This window comes from Azonexus sp. (genome assembly GCF_041909095.1).
In the GTDB taxonomy this organism is placed as follows: Bacteria; Pseudomonadota; Gammaproteobacteria; order Burkholderiales; family Rhodocyclaceae; genus Azonexus.
In genome coordinates this window covers 1-22749 of sequence record NZ_JAYREB010000002.1, presented here as the reverse complement: position 1 = coordinate 22749, position 22749 = coordinate 1, and the positions used below count along the sequence as shown (strand labels likewise).

Below are 22749 nucleotides of genomic sequence, written 5' to 3'. Positions count from 1 at the left end.
GGCGGCAAATTGGAAAATGATTCGGCTGTCTCTCGGAACTGGGGGTATAGCTCAGCTGGGAGAGCGCTTGCATGGCATGCAAGAGGTCAGCGGTTCGATCCCGCTTACCTCCACCAGGCACCGAATCACTGCAAAATGTCCGGGTCCCCATCGTCTAGAGGCCTAGGACACCGCCCTTTCACGGCGGTAACCGGGGTTCGAATCCCCGTGGGGACGCCAAGATCAGGCCAAGTACCTGACCCAGGACAATGCTCAGGCACCTTCCATCCGGATACGGAACCGAGCCACGTCTCTCTGATCCACACCCGCGAGCCTGCCTCGCCGTGAGTGATCTGCGCTCCTTTCCGTGACCTCGTGTATCGCACGACGCAAGAAAGTGACAAGCAATGATCCACCGCTCCCGCGCGTTCACACGCGCGACCGTCAGTCTCTCCGCCCTTGCCGCCCTGCTTGGCTGGCTGTTCTGGCCAGCCGGCTCGCCCAGACTTCAAGCCCCCGCAGCTGCCGCTGCCGTGACAAGCGCGCAGCCTTCAGCGACCCAGCCAGCAGGCCAGAAGATTTCCCTCGCCAATGGCGACACCATGGTCGCCGCCTTGCTGCGCCACGACATCCCGTCCGAAACGGCCTACCAGATCACCACCGCGCTTGAGGCGGCCGGCGCCAACCTGCGCCTTCTGCGCCCGGGCGACAGCTTCCAGCTGCACCATGACGACAGCGGCCAGGCAAGCATGCTCGTTCACGCGCCAAGCCCCTGGCTGCATTTCAAGGCGATCAACAGCAACGGGCACTGGAAAGTCGAACGCAGTGAAATCCAACCGGAAATCCGCGTCGAGGTGCGCCAGGGCGAAGTCAGGACCTCGCTCTGGGATGCCGTTGAAGATGGCAGCGTCGCCCCTTCGGCGCTACTCAGCATGGTGCAGATCTTCGAATCCGAATTCGACTTCACGGCCGACACGCAACCGGGCGACAGCTTCCGCATCCTGGTCGAAGCGCGCTACGCCAATGGCGCGCCGGTCGATTTCGGACGCATCCTCGCCGCCCAGTACATCAGCGGCGAGCAGACCCTGACCGGCATCGGCTTTGCCGCGCCCGGCAGCGATCCGGAACGGCTGAGCTATTACGACGCCCAAGGCAATTCTCTGAAAAAGATGTTCCTGCGCTCACCGCTGGAATTCTCGCGCATCAGCTCCGGTTTCACCTACCGCCGCCCGCACCCGGTGCTCGGCGGCGTCAGACCGCACCTGGCGATCGATTACGCAGCCCCCGCCGGCACGCCGGTGTGGGCTGTGGCCGATGGCGTCGTCACCTTCGCCGGCCGCAACAGCGGCAACGGCATCCAGGTAAGGGTGCGCCACCGCGCCGGCTACGAAACCTACTACAACCACCTGTCGCGCCTCGGCAAGGGTATCCGTCGCGGCGCCCGCGTCGAGCAGAAGCAGGTCATCGGCCAGGTCGGCTCGACCGGCATCTCCACCGGCCCGCATCTCGATTACCGGGTCGCGCACGAAGGCAAGTTCGTCAACCCGCTCAACGAGAAATTCCTCCCCGGCAAGAAAATCGACCCCGCCCATCTCGCGCAATTCAGTGAGCAGGCCCGCGCCCTGCTCGCGCGCCTGGAGCAGGATCAAGCGCTGCAACTGACCATCGATCGCAGCTGGCAGGGAAAATCCTGAGGGGGCAAACGCAGAAATGAAAAATCACCTTGCGCAACCCGACCGAGTTCACTATAATGCGCGGCTTCGGTTGCTGCACGGCGTATCCCAGCCGCAGCCCGGTTTCACAACCGGCGCAGTCAGCAAGCCAAGGTTTAGCGCGGAGTGGTAGTTCAGTTGGTTAGAATACCGGCCTGTCACGCCGGGGGTCGCGGGTTCGAGCCCCGTCCACTCCGCCAATTCATTCCCAATTCATTCCCAAGTGACTGATTATATTGACACAATCAGTCACCATGGGGAGCAAAAGGGTACAAAGACAGGGTACAAAGTTCAGTCAGAAGGGACTGGACATGCCTCCCTACATGACCCTCAGGAACCATACCTACTATTTCCGCCAAAGCATTCCTCAAGAGCTTCGTTCGCTCATCGGCAAGCGGGAAATCAAAAAGTCACTGGGTCGGAATTACCCCGAAGCCGTCAGCCTCTGCAAGAAAGTCGCTGTCGAGGCCGACAAAGCCATCTTTACCGGAAACCAGTGCCAAGCGCTTTTTGAACGGCTGGAGCGCACTGCGCAGCCCGACGAGGGCAAGGGGGAATTGCTCGCGCGGAATGCGTTTGGGGAAGTCAGCGGTAAGCAAACGATCGCCAGGATGCCACGGCGCCTTACTTGCGCTCACTGCCGACGAAGCCCAGCGCTTTCAGCCACTGGCGATCACGCCGGATGGTGTCTAGACGAATACGCCGATTCTGCGTTTCGGCTCGGCTCTGGGCAAAGCGGACCAGCCCCTTGAGCAGCAGCGCGCTCGGCCTTTCGGCACCGGGCAGGAAAGGCAGCCCCAGGCGAAGCAGCGTCGGGGCGTAACGCTGGAAAAGTTCGTCGGTCAGGCTGACGATGGCCTCGACGGAACCTGGATTGCCCTGCCGGGCCGAACGCCCGAACAACTGCCGATCAACCCGCGCGCTCTCGTGAAATTCGGTCAGGATGACATGCAAGCCACCACGCGCTTCGACTTCCGGCGCCAACTTGATATCGGTGCCGCGCCCAGCCATGTTGGTCGCCACGGTGATTCGACCGGGCTGGCCGGCCTGCGCCACCGCATCGGCTTCTGCCCTGTCCTGGCGGGCATTCAGGACCGTATGCTCAACCCCGCGCGCAGCCAGTAACTGGCTCAGAAGCTCGGAAGCTTCAACCGAACGTGTACCGACCAGCACGGCCCGCCCTTCATCGGCCACTGCCTGCGCACGCGCCGCCACCGCCAGCCAGCGCTCGTCGGATGTCCGGAAAAGCTGGTCAGGCAGGCGCTGGCGACGCGTCGGCTGATGTGTCGGAATGCGCGTCACGTCGAGGTCATAGACCCGTTTGAGTTCCGGCCCGACTTCCTTTGCCGTTCCCGTCATACCGGCGAGCAGAAGGTAACGTCCAAAAAAGCGCTGATAGGTGATTTGCGACAAGGTTCGACGCTGCCCGGTGATCGTGCATTTTTCCTTGGCCTCGATCATCTGGTGCAGACCCCGCTCCCAGGTCCGGTCGGGCATGACCCGGCCGGTGAACTCGTCAACGATCTGCACCTTGTTTTCAGCAATGATGTAGTGCTGGTCGGGCTGAAACAGGTGCAAGGCTGAGAGCGCCTTGCCGATCAGTTCCTTCTGCCACAACGGCGATTTCCAGACACCGCCGAAATCCTTGACCAGTTCCGCCACGGTAGCCTCCCCGGCGGCCGAAAGCCAGATGTCGCGCTGCGTCCCCCGGACATAATCAAGCTTTGGCTGAAGCAGCCCGGCAACAGCGATGGCCTGCTGATAAACCTCCTCGCCCAGATCATCGGGCAGGGTTTCCGAAATGATCAACGGCGTTCTCGCCTCGTCGATCAGCACGCTATCGGCCTCGTCGACGATGGCGACATGCAAGCCGCGCAGGATGCCGCCAGGCACCCCTCCGCCCCGGCTCAGGCGACGCAGCTTGATTTGTGACGCAAGCGTTGCCCCCAGGGCGATCCGGTCCTTGAGATAATCGAAAGTCAGTTCCTTGTTGGAGACATAGACGACGTCGCGGCCATACAGCACGCGCCGGTCTTCAATCGACATATCCTGCTTGACCACCCCGACGCTCAGGCCAAAGAACGCGAATAACGGCGCGTTGTCCTCGGCATCGCGCTCTGCCAGGTAATCATTGACCGTCACGACGTGCACGGCGGCGCCCGCCATGGCAGCAGCACACACGCCCAAGGTCGCAGCCAGCGTCTTGCCTTCGCCGGTAGCCATCTCGGCGATGCGGCCGCGCAGCAAAGCCTGCCCGGCCAGCAACTGGACGTCGTGGTGGCGCATCCCCAGGGTTCGCTTCGACGCTTCGCGCACCATGGCAAAAGCGCGAGCCAGCAAGTCATCGCGGAATCCGGCCGCCGACATCCGCGCCGAGACCAAGCGCATCGCCGTGCGCAGGGCATCATCCGTCAAAGCCTTGATCTCGTTTTCCAGGGCATTGACCTGGCGCACGAAACTGCCGTTGCGCCTGACACTACCGCTGGCAAAGCGGGCAAGCAAGTCGCGCAGCCATGCTTCAACGGCGTGCGGAGGCTGATCGGCACGCTCGAGATAAGCGCCGTCGCCCAGCTCGATGCCGCGACCGATCAGCAGGGCACGGACATCAGACATTGAACTGGCTCAACAGAAGCTGGCGTAGACGGCGAAAGCCCTGCCAGGCGAGCGGCTCCCAGCCATGCCCGAAACGCACATGAACCCGTTCGCCAAAAGCGGTCGCCGGCACATCGGCCGGCAAGGCCAGGTCAACCAGAAAAATCCGCTCCGTCGTCTTGACGCCATCGGCGTCGCTGGGCAGTGTCGGAATCTGGCCGCCCCCGGCAATGCCAAGTGCCGGCGTTGGCAACTCCTCGACCCCGCCGGCCGGCATGCGGGCCAGCGTTGCCGTATGGCTCTCTCCCACCCGGTCAGCCAGCCGCAACTCGGCCGAGCGAAAGAGGCTGCGCACCAGGTCGATATCGCTCTGCGGCACGACGACCCGTACGATCAGCGAGTTCTGTTCGAGAACATAAGCGGCCAGCTCGCCTTTTTTCAGATAGCGCCCGGGCATATCCTGCGCAGCGGCGACGGCCAGCACGCCCTCGGTTTCGGCATAGGCAATCATTTTGCCCGCCCGCTCCTCAAGCCTGGCCAGCACCGCTTCTTCCTGTTCGAGCTGGCGCCCCGACTGGGCCGCCTTGACCTGATCCACGAATTGTTCCGAGCGGTATTTCGCCTCGGCTTCGGCGACCTTGGCCCGCGCCACTTCCAGTTCGGTACTCAGCAAGGGATCTTCCAGTTCGAACAAGGCCTCTCCCTTGCTGACCGACCTTCCCGGCTCAACCAGCCAGCGCCGGAAAAAACCATTGCCCCCAGCCCGCACGATCGCCTGATCGGGCAACCAGACAACGCCTTCGGCGCGACTGCGCAAGGGCATCGGCACGACGAAGAGCAGAAACAGCAGCAGACTCAGCAGCCCCAGCGAAATCCGCACAGCGCGAGCCCGATGGCGTTGCAGGGCGGGGCCACGGACAACGTGCCGGTACGCTTTCCAGAGCGGCATGCCGATCAGGGAGACCAAGCCCCAGAGGGCGATCAGCACACCGAAAATGAAAAACTGTCCAGCCACGAACAAGATGATCGAGACCGTGACGAACACCCGATAGCACCAGGCAAGCGGCGTATATAAAACCAGCCAGCGTTTTTCGCCTGGCCCCTCTTGCGGCGCCTCCACATCATGCGCGCCAAACACATGGCGATCCCACAGGTAGGCCAGATACTTCTGGCCGCGCTGGGCGAGATTCGGCATCTCGATGAGATCGGCCAGAATGTAGTAACCGTCATAGCGCAACAGCGGATTGCCATTGACGATCAGGGTTGACACCCCGGCGACCACCATCACGTTGTAGGCGACGGCCCGCACCAGGCCAGGCTCGACCAGCAACCAGACATAGAGCGCCAGGGCGGCAAGAAAAAGCTCGACCAGCATGCCGGCGGCCGCCACTACCGTGCGCCGCCATTTCGACGGAAAAACCGATGATGCCGAAGCATTGACATAGGGGACCGGCGCAAAGACCAGAAACATCACCCCCATTTCGTGCACGGGCCCGCCCCATACCCGGCTGGCGAAAGCGTGCCCGAATTCGTGAAACAGCTTGACCAGCGGGAAGACAAAAGCCATGACCAGCAAATTGCTCGATGACAGCACCTGATCCGACATGTTCCGGGTCAACTCCGACCAATGTTGCCCCGCCAGAACGAGAGCCGGCAGAACGCAGAGCAGCCAGACCAAAGCGCCGGCCCGCGAGAAGCACCAGGCAAAATAAGGCGCCCACCGCAACAGAATGGGATCCGGATCGAACAACGGCAGCTTCAGGCTCATCGGGTTGAGCAAAAACTGCTTGAGGCTGGCATGGCGCTTCTTGCGATAGCGATCGAAGAGCGCCGCCGAATCGGCATTGGTATCCGCCTGCAGCAGATCGGTGGCATGCAACTGCACCAGCAGATCGACTATCTCGTTCTGCGTGCAGGCATCGCCAGGCCCCGACTGGTTGGCCTTCTCCCATAGCTGCTGCACCGTCTGCGTGCCGTCCATGCCGAGCAGCAGGTTGTGGGCAGCCGGCGAAAGCCGATGATAGCGCCCCCCCGTCTGGTCCTGCACGACATACCAGACCTGGCCGCGATAGACGTGACGGTAGATACGCGCCTGCGGCAGCAGGCGGGGCCGAAGATCGGCCACGCTGTGCCAGGACGAGCTGAACAGGCTACGCGTCATGTCATGGACAGTCATGGCAGCCAGCCCCACAATGTGAGCGTCAGCCAGTCGGTAAAACTGTGGGTCAAGGCCCACCACAACGAACGATCACCGACTTCGATCTTGCCGACCCCTTCCATGCCTGGCCGCAGACGGGGCGATGCCTCGGCCAATGCAGCCTCGACCCGGAAGAAATTTTTGCCTTCCTGAGCCGTCGCCACCGGCGTCACCTTCGCCACCCGGAAATTCATCGACTCGCCGGCAATGCCGGTCATCAGCAGACGCCCCGCCTGCCCCATGCGGATGTGGCGAATCTCGCGCTCATCAACTTGCAGGATGATGCGGTAGCTTTGCAGCGGCGCAACCTCAAACAACTTCTTGCCGGTTTCGACCGGCGCGCCGATCTGCTGACTGAGATCGCCAGCCACCACTATCCCGTCGAAGGGGGCGCGTAAGCTGGCATGGGAGATTTTGTCGCTCACCAGGGCGAGTTGCGCCGACGATTGGCGCAGTTGGGCATCGAGCACCTGCATTGCAGTGAGATCGTGGTTGGCCATCGCCTCGCGCAAACGATTGTCGTACTGGTCACGTTCGCTCGACCATTTGGCCTCCTCGATGCGCAATTCGCGGTCATCGAGCTGCGCCAGGGTTTGTCCGGCCTTGACCGTATCCCCGGCCCGCACGTAGGCGGCAGCCACGAACCCCTCGAAAGGCGCCGCCACGACGCGCTGGATTTCGCCCTCGATCACCGTCCTCGCCGACACCCGATAACTGATCGGCACCAGGACCAGAATGGCGCAAAGCAGCAGCACGCTCGCCGCCCCCGCCTTCCACGTCAGGTGGCGCGGCCCGAATATCTTTTCCAGCACCTGGCGAAGATCGCGTCCGAGACGACGAAACGCGCCGCGCTCGGCCGCTTGGCGCTGCTCGATGATCGGCGCCACAAGGGCAGCGAAAGCTTCCAGCCAAAGCAGATCGTCGTCGGAAAACGGTGTCGCTTCACGCTCCAGGGTCAGCACGCCAATCGCCTGCGCCCCCATCTTCAGGGGGAAGGAAAGCACCGCGCCGGCCCCGGAGACAGCGCGCAAGGCTTCGTGTTGCGGCCAGGTTCGCGCTTCCGCAGTCGCCGCAGCCGTTGAACGAACCGCGCCACCCTCGTCGTAAGCTTCTTCCATGGCCTCTTCATAGGCCTTGACCAGGAAAGCGTGCTTCTCGAAAACCGCCGCCTCGGACAGCGTCAGCAGCTTGACCGTGGCTGCCGAAACAAGGCCGATGGCGACGCGACTACAGGCGAAACGCTGGCGCAGCGTATTGGCCACCTCGAACAAGGCCTGGCGCGATTTGCCGTGGCGCAGGGCCAGCGCCGTCGTCTCCAGCACCGAACCGACGCGCTCGCGAGCCGCAAGGGCATCGGACAAGGCTCGACCGGCCAGCAGATTGGTCAGCCAGGCACTGCCCCAGTGAATTTCGCGCAGAACGCCGCCGACTGCGTTTTCCGGGCAATCCGCTTCGAGCGCGACGACGCCCGCCACGTCGTCATTGACCATCAGCGGATAAGTAATTTGCGTCGTTCCCGGCGACTCGGCCACCGGCTTGACGATGCCACGCCGCTCGCGCAGCGTCGCCTCGACAACCGCACTCAGTCGGCCGAGATCCGGGCTGGCCTTGGGCCAGACTGCCATCGGCACATAAGTGTGGTCGAGCGGGTTTTCGATCAATACCGCCGCCGCCCGGGCGCCCTGAACCTTGCCGCAGACCAGGGCCAGCCAGGCATGGCCGCGCCCTTCCGCAGTCTGCGCCGAAACAAAAGCCTCCCAAGCCAGAAACTCGGGGGGCATGGTTTCCTTTGCCGTCATCGTCCGGACACCTTGATCACCTTAGAAACCTGCCGTTGAAACAAGCGGCAAGGCGAAAAAGCAGGGATCCTGTTGCCAAAATCCAGTGCCCGGAACATGGCAAAGGGCAGAGCAACTGTAGCTGAAGCTGAAGCTGAATTCCGGATGATCCTGCTGCACCGCCTGTTCCGCCTTGTCAGCCGGGACAGCCACGGTTTCCCTGGCGACGCTTGCCGTGGCCTCAGTCTCGGCGAGCGCCGGCGAGTTGACGAGCAGGCTATCGAGCGCCACCACATCGCCGTCCGTCAGCCTGCCACTGACCGCCAGCAGACGAACGAAGGCCACCACCTGATCGTAGCGCCCCTTGCGAAAATCGCGCTGACCGGCCAGCAACTGCTGCTCGGCCTGCAGGACATCGAATTCCGTCTTCAAGCCGTTTGCGACACCGGCCTTGGCCTGCGCCAGTGCCGAGCGCCCCGACTTGACCGCCTGCTTGCCGGCACGCGTTCGGGCAAATGCGCCATGCCAGCCAAACCAGGCCTGTTTGGCATTCAGGATTGCCGTCCGCCGGGCCAGCTCAAGATCCAGCCTGGCCTTTTCCTTCAGCGCCTGCGCCTCATCCACCTTGGCCGACTGTGTCCAACCGGAAAACAAGGGAACATTCAACTGCAGGCCGACCGTTCCTTGCACGATACCGTAACCAGCCTGCCCGGGAAAACCGCCTACTGTCTGGGCGTTCTTGCCGTAACTGGCCACCAGGTCGAGGGTAGGAAAATGCCCGGCGCGCTGCTTGCTCACCTCGGCCGACGCCGCTTCGAAAGCCTGGGCTGCCGCCAGGATGTTAGGGTTGCCGGCATCGACGACGGCCAGCCAATTGGCCAGTGAATCGCTGGTAGGCGAAGCCAGCTCTGCGTCAGCATACAGGTAAGGCCATTCGTTCTCCGGCAAGCTGCCCACCAGTTGCTCAAGCACCGCGCGCTTCAACTGCACCTCGGTTTCTGCCACCACAGCATCCGCCAAGGCCTGATCCAGCTTGCTCCGCGCTTCATCGACCTGCGGCAGGCTGTAAATACCCAGTTCCTCTCCGCGACTGACGATGTCCCACTGCCGCTGCAGCGCTTCCGCCTGACGCTCGGTAAAAGCGACGGCATCGCGCGATGCCAGCAAGTCAAACCAGGCGCTGACCAGTTTGGCGAGCAGTTCCTGCTCGGCCCAGGCCAACTGATGCTCGGCCTGCCCGACCACCGCCTGCGCCTGGCGCCGGCTGACGATATTGGCGTAGCGCAGCAGCGGCTGGGTCAGGCTGATCTGGGCCGAATTGCTGTCGTACTTGTCGCGCGCCTCAGGAACGCTGGAGCCGCGCGTTTTGTACTTGCGGTCGTTGTCGTTGTAACTGGCCGTCGCACTGACTTGCGGCAACATCGCGCCAAACACCTGCTTGCTGCGCGCCTGGGCGGCCTGCACATTGGTCTTCGCGCCCAGGTAGCCTGGCTCCCCGGTGCGGGCGCGTTCGAGCAAAACCGAAAGCGACTGCGCCTGCGCCGCCCCGGCCAAGGCCAGAAGCAGCGCCAACACAGGGAAACGCCAGTCGAAGCCAGCAGCGCTCAAGCGAGGGAAGGAAGATTGAAACAAGGGATGCTTCCGCGAAGAACAAGGCCGGGCCAAACCAGGCATGACATCAGTAAGAAATTTTTTTCCGGGGCTCTTCGGCAACCCAAACCACAGAATTGAAACTCGCCCCGCACTATACCCCAAGAGCATACATCAGTCAGCATTGAGGCCAAGCGACAGGCAAGATAGAAGCGCACACCCCGAAACTCGGTGTGTGCGCCTCCCGTATTGCCTGAAGATGCCGCTGCTGCAAGCCAAACCTTTTCGCGTCAGCGCTTGATCCGCAAGCCGGTGATTTCCGCCAGGCTGCGCTTGTCCTCGTTGCATCGGTCAAGGAAATAGTCGCTCAGCCAGGCCGGATCCTGCGCCTGACCGAGGCTGGGCACGGCTGCGTTCCAGTCCACCGAAATCACCGACGAAACCGGGGCCGGCGAGAGGCAAGCGGGCGCAGGACAAGAGAGCTGCGACTGGAGCAGCAGGTGCGATGTACGACCCTCACTTCCCCCGCCCAAGCAACCCAGATCATGGTCATGCCCACGTCGTCCCTGGCCCGTAATGCTCAGCGTGATCGTCGCGCTGGCAGTACGGATACCGTCGCTGACCGAATAGACGAAACTGTCGCTCCCCTTGAAGCCGGGCGCCGGGGTATAGCGATAGCTGCCGTCGGCATTGCGCGTCAGCTTGCCGTGGGCCGCTTCGCCCAGCGCCAGGGTCAGCGCATCACCGTCGGCATCCGTGGCCAGGCTGGCAAAGTCGATAGTCACGCTCTTGCCGGCTTCGACCTGATAGGCGGCGCCCTTCACTTGCGGTCCGCCGTTGGCCGCCAGCACCGTGACGTCGATGCGGGCTTCGCTGCTCGCTTGCGACTGGTTGGCCTGCTCGGTCGAGGTCGCCACCACCTTGAGCGTGAAGCTGCCGCTGTAGTCGGGCGCCGGCTGGAGGCTCAGCTTGCCCAGATCCCAGCCGCTGACGTCGGCGGTGGTGTTGCCGGCCGTGGCGGTGAAGCTGCGCGTGCCGTCGCTGAGCACGGCACCGACGGGGATATCCTCGATGCTGACTTTCAGCGTCTCGGAACCGTCCTTGTCGGTAAGCGCGGCGGCGATGGTCGACAAGGGGATGGCCGTGTTCTTGAAGCCGGTGTTGGCCGGCAGCGATTCGCTCAGCGCGATGTCGTCGAGCATCATGCCGCGGCCGTTGGCGTCGAACTTGGTGGCTTCGGAGACGATGCGTATGGTCTGCGCGCCGCCCTTGCCGACGAACTGGAAGCTCTTGGTCTGCCAGTTGAGCGCGCTGGCGCCGCTGGTGCTCTGGTCGCTGCCGATCTTGACGCCATCGACGTAGATGCCGATCCGGGTGTAGTCCGCCGTGTAGCCGAGGCGACCGGCCAGATCCAGGCTCAGCGTGTAGGTGGCACCGGCCACGGTATCCACGCTGCGTGCTATGCCCAGCGTCTGCGCCATGCTGCCGGTGGCGTTGTTGAGTTCCAGCCAGTTCTTGCCGTTGCCGGTTCCGGCGCTGACGGTAGTCAGGCGGCCGGAGGCGTTGGACATCTTGTCGCCGCTGCTCCAGATTTCAAAGCCGTTGGCGCCGCCCGATTTGGCGTCGGGCGTGGTCACCAGGGTCCAGCCTTCCAGCGTGGTCTGCTTGACCAGGGTCGAGTCGCTGCTGGCATTGGCCGCGCTTTCCCAGCCGGTGCGGAACAGTTCCCAACTGGCGCCGCCCTTGTCGATGAGCGTCAGTACCGGGACGTCGGCCACGGCATTGACGATCAGCCGCATGGTGGCGACGTTCGAGTCCTGCTTGCCGTCGTTCACCACGTAGGTGAAGCTGTCTTCGCCGCTCCAGTTGGCCACCGGCGTGTAGGTGTAGCTGCCGTCGGCGTTCTTCGTCAAGGTGCCGTGGGCCGGCTGGCTGACGATGCGCAGCGTCAGCGCATCGCCGTCGACATCGGCGCCATTGGCCAGCGGCCTCAGGATCACGCTGCCGTCTTCGTCGAGGCTGGCGGTTTCGTCCTTGGCCGTCGGCATGTCATTGACCGGCAGTACCGTCACCGGGAGTGCGGCTTCGGTTCTGGCCTGAGCCTGATTGGCTTGCTCGGTCGCGGTGGCCGCTACGGTGAGCGTGAAGCTGCCGTGGTAGTCCTGCGGCGGCAACAGCGTCAGCTTGCCCAAATCCCAGCCGCTGACGTTGGCCGTGGTGTTGCCGGCCGTGGCGGTGAAGCTGCGCGTGCCGTCGCTGAGCGTGGCACCCACCGGCAAGGCTTCGACGGTGATGGCCAGGGTTTCCGAACCATCGGTATCGGTCAGCGCGGCACTGATCGCCGACAGCCGGATGGGCGTGTCTTCCAGGCCGGTGTTGGCCGGCTGGACCACGCTCAGGGCGATGTCGTCGATCATCATGCCGCGTCCGTTGGCATCGAACCTGGTCGCTTCCGAGACGATGCGTATCGTCTGCGCGCCGCCCTTGCCGACGAACTGGAAGCTTCTCGTCTGCCAGTTGAGCGCGCTGGCGCCGCTGGTGCTCTGGTCGCTGCCGACCTTGACGCCATCGACGTAGATGCCGATCCGGGTGTAGTCCGCGCTGTAGCCGAGGCGGCCGGCCAGATCGAGGCTCAGCGTGTAGGTGGCGCCGGCCACGGTGTCGACGCTGCGTGCTATGCCCAGCGTCTGGGCCATGCTGCCGGTGGCGTTGTTGAGTTCCAGCCAGTTCTTGCCGTTGTCGGTGCCGGCGCTGACGGTGGTCAGGCGGCCGGAGGCGTTGGCCATCTTGTCGCCGGTGCTCCAGATTTCAAAGCCGTTGGCGCCGCCCGACTTGGCGTCCGGTGTGGTGAGCAGGGTCCAGCCCTCGAACACGCTTTGCTTGACCAGCGTCGAGTCGCTGCTTGCATTGGCCGCGCTTTCCCAGCCGGTGCGGAACAGCTCGCGCGTCTCGCCGCCATTGCCGGTCAGCACCAGGGTCGGCGCATCGGCGACGGCATTGACGATCAGCCGGGCGGTGGCGACGTTCGAGTCGGCCTGACCGTCGTTCACCACGTAGGTGAAGCTGTCTTCGCCGCTCCAGTTGGCAGCCGGCGTATAGACGAAGCTGCCGTCTGCGTTCTGCACCAGCGTGCCGTGTGCCGGCTGGCTCAGCAGGCGCAGGGTCAGCGTATCGTTTTCAGCGTCATGGTCGTTGCTCATTACGGCGAGTGTGATGCTGCGGTCTTCATCAACCGTGAAACTGTCGTCGGCCGCCACCGGCGCGTCATTGACCGCGGTGATGGTCAGGCGCACCACGCCCTGGGTGCTGGCCGTGCCGTCGCTGACGCGCCAGTCGAAGCTGTCGTCGCCGGCATAGTCGGCGGCCGGACGATAGGTCCAGGTGCCGTCAGCGTTTTGCACTAGGCTGCCGTGGCCGGGCGTGCCGGCGGTCACGGTCAGCGCGTCGCCATCGACATCGCTGGCGGCGCCGAGCAGATCGATGACCACGCTGCCGTCTTCCAGCAGCGTCGTGGCAATCGGCGTGATGACCGGCGCGTCATTGACCGGCTTGACCTTCAGCTCCAGGCGCGCGGACGTGCTAACCTGGCCGTCGCTCACTTCGTACTCGATGGCGTCGGTGCCGTTCCAGTCGGCGGCCGGCACATAGGTCCAGGTGCCGTCGGCGTTCTGCGTCAGGCTGCCATGCTTGGGCATCGCGGTGATGCTGGCGCTCAGGACATCGCCATCGACATCCGTCGCGTCGGCCAGCAGATCGATCACCAACTGGCTGTCTTCGTCGAGCGTGAGGGTGCGCGGCGCTACGGCCGGGGCGTCGTTCACCGCCGCGATGCTGATGCGCACCGTGGCGATGTTCGAGTCGGCCTGGCCGTCGTTCAGCGCATAGGTGAAGCTGTCGTCGCCGTGATAGTCGGCGGCAGGGTGATAGACGAAGCTGCCGTCCGCGCCCAGTTCGACACGACCATGCGTGGGACCAGCGACCAGACGAACGCTGAGCGTGTCGCCATCGACATCCTGCGCACCGGTCAGCACATCGATCTGCGCCTGACCGTCTTCGTCCATCGCCACCGCCTGATCGGCTGCCACCGGCGCGTCGTTCACCGGCTTGACGGTGATGAGCACGCTGGCCGAAACCGAGACGGTGCCGTCGCTGACTTCGTAATCGATGCGCTCGCTGCCGTTCCAGTTGGCGTCGGGCGTGTAGGTGTATTGACCGTTCGTGCCTGCGATCAGTTGGCCGTGCAGCGGGCCTTGCTTGATGGTGACGCTCAAGAGGTCGCCATCGACATCGACCACCCCCGCCAGCAGATCCAGCGCCAGCGGCTGGTCTTCATCCGTCTCGGCCTTGAGCGGCGGCACCACAGGCGCGTCGTTCACCGCCGTCACGGTCAGCGTCACCGTGGCAACGTTGGAGAACAAGTCGCCATCGCCGATCCGGTAGGTGAAGCTGTCAGTGCCGAACCAGTCGGCGTCCGGCGTGTAGCGCCACTGGCCGTCGGTGCCTTGCTGCAACTGGCCATGGGCGGGGCCGGCGACCACTTCGGCGGTCAGGGCCGTGCTGTCGATGTCATGAGCGCCGCTCAGCAGGTCGATGGTCAGCGATGTGTCTTCCGTTGTGGTGAGCTTGAGGTCGGCGGCCACCGGGGCGTCGTTTACCGGCGTGACGGTGATGTTGACCGTGGCCGCGTTCGAGACCACCGATCCATCGCTCAACTGATAGCTGAAGCTGTCGCTGCCGCTCCAGTCGGCCTGCGGCACGTAACGGAAGCTGCCGTCGGTGTTCAGCGTCAGCGTGCCGTGGCTCGGGCCGGTGAGCACGGCGGGCGCGAAACCCGCCAGTTGGGCGTTGATGTCGTTGTCCAGAACACGGATGTCGACTGCCTGATCCTCGGCCGTGCTGGCGCTGTCATCCAGCAACTGCGGCATTTCGCTCGCTGCCTCCGCGCCCAGGCGAATGTTGCGCACCGTGACATGGCTGCCAGCCGCGCCAAAGCCGATCAGATCGAAAGACAGATTGACCGCCGTGCCCTCGGCAATGCCCGACAGATCGACCACATAGGTGCGGCTGCCGTCGGCATTGCGTTTGCTGGTCACCGTCTGGCCAATGTGCTCGCTACCATCGGCTTGCAAGTTGAGGAAGGCATCGTTGCGCGTCAGCCCGGTCGTACCAAGCAGCGAAGCACCGCTGTTGGCATCGATCAGCGCCGCCTCGAAGGCGTCGTCCGGAGCATTGTCGACATCGTCCAGGCCGATGTTGGCCAGCGTGAAGCTCAAATACTTGTCCGTCGGACCGACCACGAAGGCCTGGTTCAGGCGGGTCTGGCTGGACGTGGTTTCGGAGAGCGTAGCAGCACCGTTGCCGATGGCGACCTTACCGGTCGATTCCCACCCAGTGCCGTTTTGGAGCTTGGCGTCGGTCAAAGTCGGGTTGGCCACGATGGCAAACTGAGTGGCGTCCTGCGAAGACTGACTTTCGCTGCCGTCGGCGTTGAGGATGGTGGTGCCGTAGCGGCTGATGCGGGCGCGGGTGGTTCTAACGTTGCTGCGGCTGGGCAGCGGGGCGCCGGGTTGGTCGGGGGTGATGGGGTCGGTGGGTAGCGGTGTGTCGTAGCTGCCCTTGGCTTCGGCGACGAGTTTGGCCATGAGGGCGAGTTCGTCGCTGGAAGGCATGCGCCGGACGCCGGGTTGCAGGGTGGCGGCCATGTAGTCGTTGCTGTCGGCGCTGTGTTCCAAACCAAGGGCGTGGCCGTATTCGTGCAGGAGGACAGAGAGCATGTCCATCTTGCCGGCGGCTTCGCTGCCTTCCTTGGCAACCCAGAGGTTGGGGTTGCTGGTGGGGAGGTATTCGTTGTTGAGGTAGGGCGTGTAGTCGATGAACCAGCTGTAGCCGGCGGCGGTGGGGTCGAGGGTGATGGAGGTGCCGGTGGTTTGGGCGAGGGTCGAGCCAGCGAGGTCGGCGGTTTGGATCACGAGGCCGGGCAACGCATTTCCTGAGCCAAGCCCGATGCTCTCGGCAAATATCGCCGGATCAAGTGCGGAGCGCTTCTTGGCCTCGTCAACAATGCGGTAGAGCGTGCCACGTTTGCCGCAGTACAGCTTGTCAGTTTCAGGGCCACCACCATTCTCCGTGAGATAGAAGGTATAGATCAGTTTGACGGTATACCCCCCCATCTCTACCAGGAAAACAGCGCTGTCTTTACTCATATCGCCCCGCTTCAGTGGGCTATAGAAGTAACTATCGTTGGACGGCGTCGGGAAAGCCTCAACGGTCCGAGAAATTTGCCCCCGATGCGGAGGCTCAAGCAATGTAATCTTGGCGGCTTCCCCCCAAGTATCAAATGCCGCTTGCTGTTGATCAATCGGCAAACGCCTAAAGCTCCCATCAAATTTATCTAGGGCGCTCAATGCCCCGCCCGCCGGATTAAGGCCGTGGCCATAATCCGGTCCCACAGGTACATCCACCGTATTTTGTACCGGGAAACACACTCCCACCGTAAGTATCTTGCTTACAGCCACGGTAGCCGCCGTACTGGCCTCAGCCACCAGAATCGTCTGGTATTGCTCGGGAACTACTGGTATATCGGGAACGAACATCACCATCTCCTCTTCGAATCCAAACGCCTGACGCCACTCGGCAATGGTATCTGACAACAACGCTTGCTCGGGCAAGGCTTCATCCGCCGCAGGCGAATTCTGCACTACAAGTTGCTGCGTTGGCTTAATCGGCTCAAGCGCTGGAGGGCGCACATCCACATGGAAGTGATTCTTGTGGGTCGCCTGGGTATCGTAGGTCAAGCCATGACTGAGGGCGTTGTTGTCCTGCCTATCTTTCATGCCAAGTTGCCCAAGAATGTACCGGATACGCTTGTATGTATTGGCAGCCGGGTCTCCTATCCAGATGTTTTGGAACATCTGGGTTGCATTTTGTGTGCCGCTACCAAATAGCGACTTGCGCACCACGTTGCTTCCGGCCGCGTCGTTGACGATCTTCAAGTCCTCCCAGGTGCCGTTGTTGGGGATGCCGTCGTTGATCGTCAACGCGTAGAACGATAGGAAACTGCGCAAAGCACCGGCTTGGTCGTTGCCAACGCTCTTGGGAAGCTGGTTGGCCCAGGCATAGGCGTTATTCATGCTCCAGCCAGTTCCCTTGATGTCGGTAGGCTTGGCGACCGTACTGGGTTCACTGGATTGAGCACCTTGATTGTTTCTTGCAATATAGATATCTGTAAATCCGTAGTCGATCCCCATGCCTACACTGTGCGCGCCTTTCGCGTGAGTCTCTCCCTGTAACTCTGTCGATGCTCCCAATCCATTAATCCGAATTTGCTTCTGTCCGGTACCAGTTTGCGGATTCAGCGTGCCCAACGCGTTTCCATCCTTATCCGCAACTACTTGATCCTTCCGGTAGAGCTTTGCCGCCAAGAGCAAATCGGCAGTCCAACTTGTGGCGTAGACTTCCATCGTGATATCGGTGCCATCTTGGAAGTCTGTGCTCCCAACACTCTTGCGCTCGGATATCCCTAGGACCCTATATGCATTCACCCAATGCGGCGCGTTATAGGCGTTGAGCCAGGCTAGGTTGCTGTTGGCATCGTTGGCGGTGACACGCGCGGCCGGGTAGTTGTTCGTTGTCGTTTGCATGCCCTTCTTGCCGCTTGAGGTGTCGCCTTTCGGCCCGGTGGGATTGGTGTAATGCGTTGCGGCATAGAAACCACGCAGGGCAAGTTCTTCATTTACGCCAAACACACCGTCGACTACAAACTCGACCGGAGTCTTGGGCGTGTTTTGATCGCCCGCCTGAGTACTCAGCCGACTCCAGAACGCCGGATACCCCAAATACTTCAACCGCTGCTCAACTCGAAACACGTCGAGTACGCTGATGTTTCCCGCGCAGGTGCTTACCTCGCCATTCAGCGTAAACGTTGAGTACCCCGGATCGTCCGTCGGCCTATCCCCGAAGAAGACCCGTCCCTGGGTTTCCTTGAAGTCGGTGGCGGAGACGTTGAGTTGCGCGCTGTAGCTTTCGCCGTTGTACGTGTAGCTGACGGTGAAGCTCGCCTTCTTGTCGGTGGCGATCCGGTTGCCCCGACGCAGAGTGTCCATATCCGCGGAGGTCAGATTGGGCACAAGGTAGAAGATGCCGGAACCGCCGCTATAGGCCTTGCCGTCCTTCGACATCAGGTTGGCGATGTCTTCGCTTCCGCCCGTGATGCTGGCTTTGTCGCCGGTGGTGACGACCTGCATGCCCGTCCTGTTGTTTTCCGGGTTGGTGTCGGTCAGCCGTTTCCAGTCGGCGGCGTCGACGGTGACATGGCCGATTTCGGCGACTTTCTTTTCGATTTCGGCTTCATATTGCTTTTGCACGGCCTTGTCGAGCGCGTTCCAGGCGCTGCTACCCATCGGAGGATATTTGAGGATTTGGCAGGCAACGATCTTCTTGACGTCGACCGTGATGACGTCGCCCATGTTGCCGGTGTACTCCAGTGGGCCGGCATCGCCGCTGAAGGCGGTGCCGATCGGCCAGCCGGTCTGGCTCCAGTTGGCGCCCGAACTGCCCAGGTTGATGAGGGCGCTTGCCGGGATGGTGATGTGCTTCTTGAGAATCTCTTTTTCGGTTAGTTTGGCGGTTTGATCGACGGCGGCCTGAATGAGGGCGGTAACGTTCCAGGCCACATTCCGGTGCGGCAGGGTGCCGGTTGCGTCGAGTTTGGAGCTGCCGTAGCTGATGAATTGCCCGAGCAGGACTTTACCGTCCGCCGAGAGCGCAAGGTCGCGCACGCCATAGCCGTCCAAGGGCACGGTGGCGCCCAGATACTGCGGGGTGCCCTGTTTGCCGAAGGGATCCTTGACGATGCCGAGCTTGCCGCCCAGCGCCACCTTCTGGGCACTGGCCGAGCCACCGTAGGCGACGAAACCGCCGCTGCCGGGCAGGAACATGAAGCTCGGCGCCTCGTACATGGATTTCCAGTACTGGTCGATCCAGTAGTAGTTGTCGTCGCCGACGATGGCGTATTCGACGCCCTGATAGTTGATCAACACGGCGCTTTGCGCGCGCTGGATGTCGAGCCGGTCTACCACGACCTGCTTTTTTTCCTGGCCCATGCTGGTTGAGGCAATCTTGGCCGCGGTGACTTTGCCTGTGCCGTCGCGCTCGATGGTCAGGACGCCCAGACCACGGTCGTAGTCGGAGATGTTGCCAACCAGGAAACGGTTGGGGTCGCCCTTGACCGGGGTCACGACTTGCGGCGTACGTCCGGTGTATTCGTCGGGAATCTTGACCTTAATGGGCGCGCCCCCCTCCTTCATCTTGCCGGTCTTTCTATCCAACTTGGCAAGATCGATGACGTAGAGGTTGCCCGTATTGCCGGGCCTGGGCAACTCGCCGGTCTGGATCTGTAGGCGCGGCGCGGCCACGACCAGGGTGTGCCCATCGTCCGCGATGGCCATGCCGGAAACCCCTTGCGGCATGGCCTCGATGCCGGTGCCTTGGATGGTGTGCACGCGCTCTTCGGCTTTCAGGCCGGGCGTCATGTCGATCATCAGTAGCCGGTAGTTGCCGGCTTGGCCGTAGCTCACGCCCTCGCCGGCGATCAGCAGGTTGCCGCTGGCGGCCAGGCTTGAGATGTTCTGTCCGGCGGGGATTTGGACGGTTTCGATAAGTTGGTAGGTGATGGTGTCGATGACGTAGATCTTGCCGTTGCCGGCAACATAGACGCGGGTGAGATCCCCCGAGTAGGCGACCGGTTGCACCTTTTTTCCGGTGAGGTAACCATCGAAGCTGTTGGGCTGACCGATGACATCGAGCAGGGTCGAGCCGATCTCCTTCTGTTCGCGGTAGAAAGAAACGCCGCTACGGGTGAGCACGGCGGCCATGTTGGGCTGGGGTTTGACGCTCAGGGTGTTGCCCCAAAAGGGATGGCTTGCGCCGCTCTTGGTCTCGCCGTTGCTGAGTTCCTTCTCGGTGATGATGCGCACGAGCTGCCATTTCACACTGCCCACCGCAAACGGGGCGATGTCTTTGCCTTTGACGGCATTCTTGATGTCTTCGGCGCTGATGGTGACGGAATCGCCGCTGGCGACTTTTATGTCAAGGGGGTCGCCACTGACCAGAAGCGCTCGTAGTTTTGTTTCACCCTTGAATCCGTCTGGTGCGATCGCTTCCATGTTGAAGGTCACGGTGCCGTCGTCCGCCACCGTGGCGCCGCTGAGGTTGGGCAGGCTGACATTGCCCCAAATCGTTTTAGTTGGTCCGATGGCCTGGGGGATGTCGAGGACGAGGCTGTTGTCCGCCGCGCGTTGCGGGGTGGCGTTGGCAAAGTGCGGGACGCCAAAGTGGTATTGGAGGACGCTGATGTTGCTCGACATGCTCATCAGGATGCCGAGGATGGCGAGATCGGTCATCGCGCCGGCCAGACTGACGCTGGCGCCGGTAAACCCGAACGTGGCGCAGGCCAGGGCCGCGCTGCCAACACCGACAGGAGCCGTCACGGTGCCCACATCGCCATAGCCGATGACGCCTGGAATGTGTCTGCACACCATATAGTCTCCCTCTTCCTTCATGCCTTCGTAGGGAGAACTGGCGGTACGTGCCGCCACCACGCCATTGGCGTCCACGCTTATGAAACCGTTATCCACCAGCCACCAGGTGTCCTGCTCGCCGGTGGGCGTGAGCACCTTGCCTTTGCGGAAGAAGAACACCTCGTCGCCAGCCGTGAAGCCGGCGTTGCCTTGAACCGGAATGGCCACTTGCAGGGGGACGTTGGCGCTGGCGCCGCCCAGCGAGAGATGGAAGCCGCCCAGGGCGCTAAAGATTTCGCTCGCTGGCGCGGGCATGCCGTAGGCGGCTTGAATGTCGGCAATATCCTTGCGTTCGATGGCGACGCTGGTGTCTTGCGCCAGGGCGCCGGCGCCGATCAGGACGGTTTCGCCGGTCGCTGCGGAGACGGCGCCGCCGTGGTCGGCGCTGACGACGACGGCTTGCGGGGCCGGGGTGGCGGCGTCGTTGTCGACGAGTTGCGCGACTTGCACGCTGAGGGCGACGTCGGTCTGGCCGACGACTTGTTCGATGACCTTGCCGAACTCGTCGACCGTGCTGGCGAGGTGGATCACGGAGACGGTGACGCTGCCTTCGGTCAGCGCGGTAATGAGGCCGGTGTCGCTGACGGTGGCGATGCTGGCGTCGCTGACGATATAGCGCACGGTGGTCGGGTACAGGCTGGCGACGGGGACGGCGGTGCCGACGTCGTTAATGACCTTGATCTGCCGCGTGCCGCCGGGGACGAGGGTGAGCGTGCCGGGGTAGATGTCGAGCGCGGCCAGGACCGGGTCGGGGCTGCCGTATTCGCTATCGCTATCGCTATCGCTATCGCTGCCGTCGGCCGCCACCGCCACCGGCGCGGCCTGGGTATTCAGGGTGGCCACGGCTTGCACGGTGCGGCCGTCGCTGTCGATGCGCTTGACGAGGATCAGCACGGGGCCGGTCGAGGTGGCGCGGACGAGGTCGCGGTTGTCGTCGACGGCGAGGGGGCTGGCGCCGAGCGCGCCGAGGCCGATCAGACTCTGGCTCTCCACGGTGAGGTAGGCGCCGTTGCTGGAGACATCGACGCCCAGCTCGTCTTCGAAGTCGGCCGTGGCTTTGACCTGGGCCGCTTCGCCGACGCGCAAGTCGGTCAGCGGCGCGAGATGGATGGCCAGCAGTTTGGCGCTGCTGACGTCGACGCTGAGGTCGATGGGCGCACCGGTGGCGAAGCCGTCGTCGGCCTGGACGGTGATCGTGGCCTGGCCGGTGTAACCGGCTTCGGGCGTGAAGATCAGGTGGGCGCCGTCGGTGGTGAAGGCCGCCGTGCCGTGCGTGGTGCCGAGCACGCGCCAGAAGATCTGGTCGCCTTCAAAGTCGTGGGCGATGGCGTCGAGCGCGGCCTGTACCGACAGGTCGGCGTGGGTCTTGATCTCGGTAGTCGTACCCGTCACCGGCGCGGTGTTGGCGCGCCAGCCGTAGTTGGCATAGAGAATCTGGCGATCGCCGGCATTCACCTGGCCGTCGCCGTTAAGGTCGCCGATGTCGGCGCCGTTGGCGAAGGCGGCTTCCCAGGCCTGGCTGTCGTTGCCGTCGATCCTGCCGTCGCGATCCATGTCGCCGGCCAGAGTGACGGCCACGCTGGCATTGCCCGTGCCGGTCAGGCGGATCAGCTTGACGCCGGCTTCGGTGACGCGCAACAGCAAGGTGCGCTTGCCATTCACCAATGTGTCGCCGACCACCGTACTGCCGGTTACTTCGACCGTGCCCGCCCCTTCGATGCTCAGGGCGACGATGACGGCGCCTTGGGCGCCGGAGGTCTTGATGCTGGAAGCGAGTTCGGATTCGCGCACGGCGAAGGCGATGCTGGTGGTCTGGCCGGCGGTGAGGCTGCCCTGCCACGCGTTGGCGCTGGCCCAATTGACGGCGGCGCCGAGATTGGCGCTGATCGTATCGCCAAGCAACTGGCCATTGCGGTCATAGGCGTAGGGCGTGCCCATGTCGGCGGCGTCGAGCCGGCGGGACTGGACCAGGCGGTTGCTCTCGTCATACCTGTAGGCGATGCTGGCCCCCGGACCGCTGACGCGCGTGATGCGGCCCTGCGCGTCGCGGATGAAGTCCACGCGTTCGCTGGCCTTGCCGGTGACGGCGACGATGGCGGCGTCGGAGACGATCCATTGCGCGCCGTCGGCAAACTCAACGCTGCTGATGCGGCCGTCGGTGTCGAGGTGGTAGCGCGTGCCGTCGGGCGCGGTCAGGGTGTAGCCGGTCGGCACCCAGGGCAGGCCGGTGATCTGGTCGTAGAGTTTAGTACCCTGACGGATCAGCGAGTCGGCGCGATCACCGCTGCTACTCGTAGCCGTCAGCGTCCAGCCTTGATCGCTGG

At 63.1% G+C, this 22749-nt stretch carries 7 protein-coding genes, 3 tRNA genes and 1 pseudogene; 5 read left to right on the top strand and 6 right to left on the bottom strand.

Going from position 1 to position 22749, the window contains the following annotated elements; translation table 11 throughout:
• Positions 1–40 precede the first annotated feature (40 nt).
• From ACE3OV_RS06890 to ACE3OV_RS06870, 5 genes and pseudogenes are all read left to right on the top strand, one after another.
• A tRNA-Ala gene (locus tag ACE3OV_RS06890) sits at positions 41–116 on the top strand.
• Between the two features lie 27 nt (positions 117–143).
• A tRNA-Glu gene (locus tag ACE3OV_RS06885) sits at positions 144–219 on the top strand.
• A 293-nt stretch (positions 220–512) separates the two neighbouring features.
• Positions 513–1673 carry a M23 family metallopeptidase gene (locus ACE3OV_RS06880; protein ID WP_374326251.1) on the top strand — a complete coding sequence of 387 codons (1161 nt, stop codon included), beginning with the start codon at positions 513–515 and terminating at the stop codon, positions 1671–1673.
• Positions 1674–1814: 141 nt separating this feature from the next.
• Positions 1815–1891: transfer RNA gene (locus tag ACE3OV_RS06875), tRNA-Asp, on the top strand.
• 54 nt (positions 1892–1945) lie between these two features.
• Positions 1946–2110 (top strand): annotated as a pseudogene (locus ACE3OV_RS06870) (DUF6538 domain-containing protein); the annotation flags it as partial.
• Here ACE3OV_RS06870 and ACE3OV_RS06865 read toward each other — a convergent pair.
• From ACE3OV_RS06865 to ACE3OV_RS06840, 6 genes are all read right to left on the bottom strand, one after another.
• Positions 2102–2290 (bottom strand): hypothetical protein, encoded by a 189-nt coding sequence (locus tag ACE3OV_RS06865; protein ID WP_374326498.1) that lies wholly within the window; start codon positions 2288–2290, stop codon positions 2102–2104. The pseudogene ACE3OV_RS06870 and the gene ACE3OV_RS06865 overlap by 9 nt on opposite strands.
• A 25-nt stretch (positions 2291–2315) precedes the next feature.
• Positions 2316–4304, bottom strand: coding sequence for a preprotein translocase subunit SecA (locus tag ACE3OV_RS06860; protein WP_374326250.1), 1989 nt, complete (start codon positions 4302–4304; stop codon positions 2316–2318).
• A complete protein-coding gene (locus tag ACE3OV_RS06855) occupies positions 4297–6444 on the bottom strand; it encodes a peptidase M50 (RefSeq protein WP_374326249.1) in 2148 nt (715 codons plus the stop codon). Before ACE3OV_RS06855 ends, ACE3OV_RS06860 begins: the two co-directional genes overlap by 8 nt.
• Before the next feature lie 11 nt (positions 6445–6455).
• Positions 6456–8261 carry an efflux RND transporter periplasmic adaptor subunit gene (locus ACE3OV_RS06850; protein WP_374326248.1) on the bottom strand — a complete coding sequence of 602 codons (1806 nt, stop codon included), beginning with the start codon at positions 8259–8261 and terminating at the stop codon, positions 6456–6458.
• A 39-nt stretch (positions 8262–8300) separates the two neighbouring features.
• Positions 8301–9971 carry a TolC family protein gene (locus ACE3OV_RS06845; RefSeq protein ID WP_374326247.1) on the bottom strand — a complete coding sequence of 557 codons (1671 nt, stop codon included), beginning with the start codon at positions 9969–9971 and terminating at the stop codon, positions 8301–8303.
• Positions 9972–10138: 167 nt separating this feature from the next.
• Positions 10139–22639, bottom strand: a complete 12501-nt coding sequence (locus tag ACE3OV_RS06840; protein ID WP_374326246.1) for a tandem-95 repeat protein — start codon at positions 22637–22639, stop codon at positions 10139–10141.
• Positions 22640–22749: the final 110 nt, after the last annotated feature.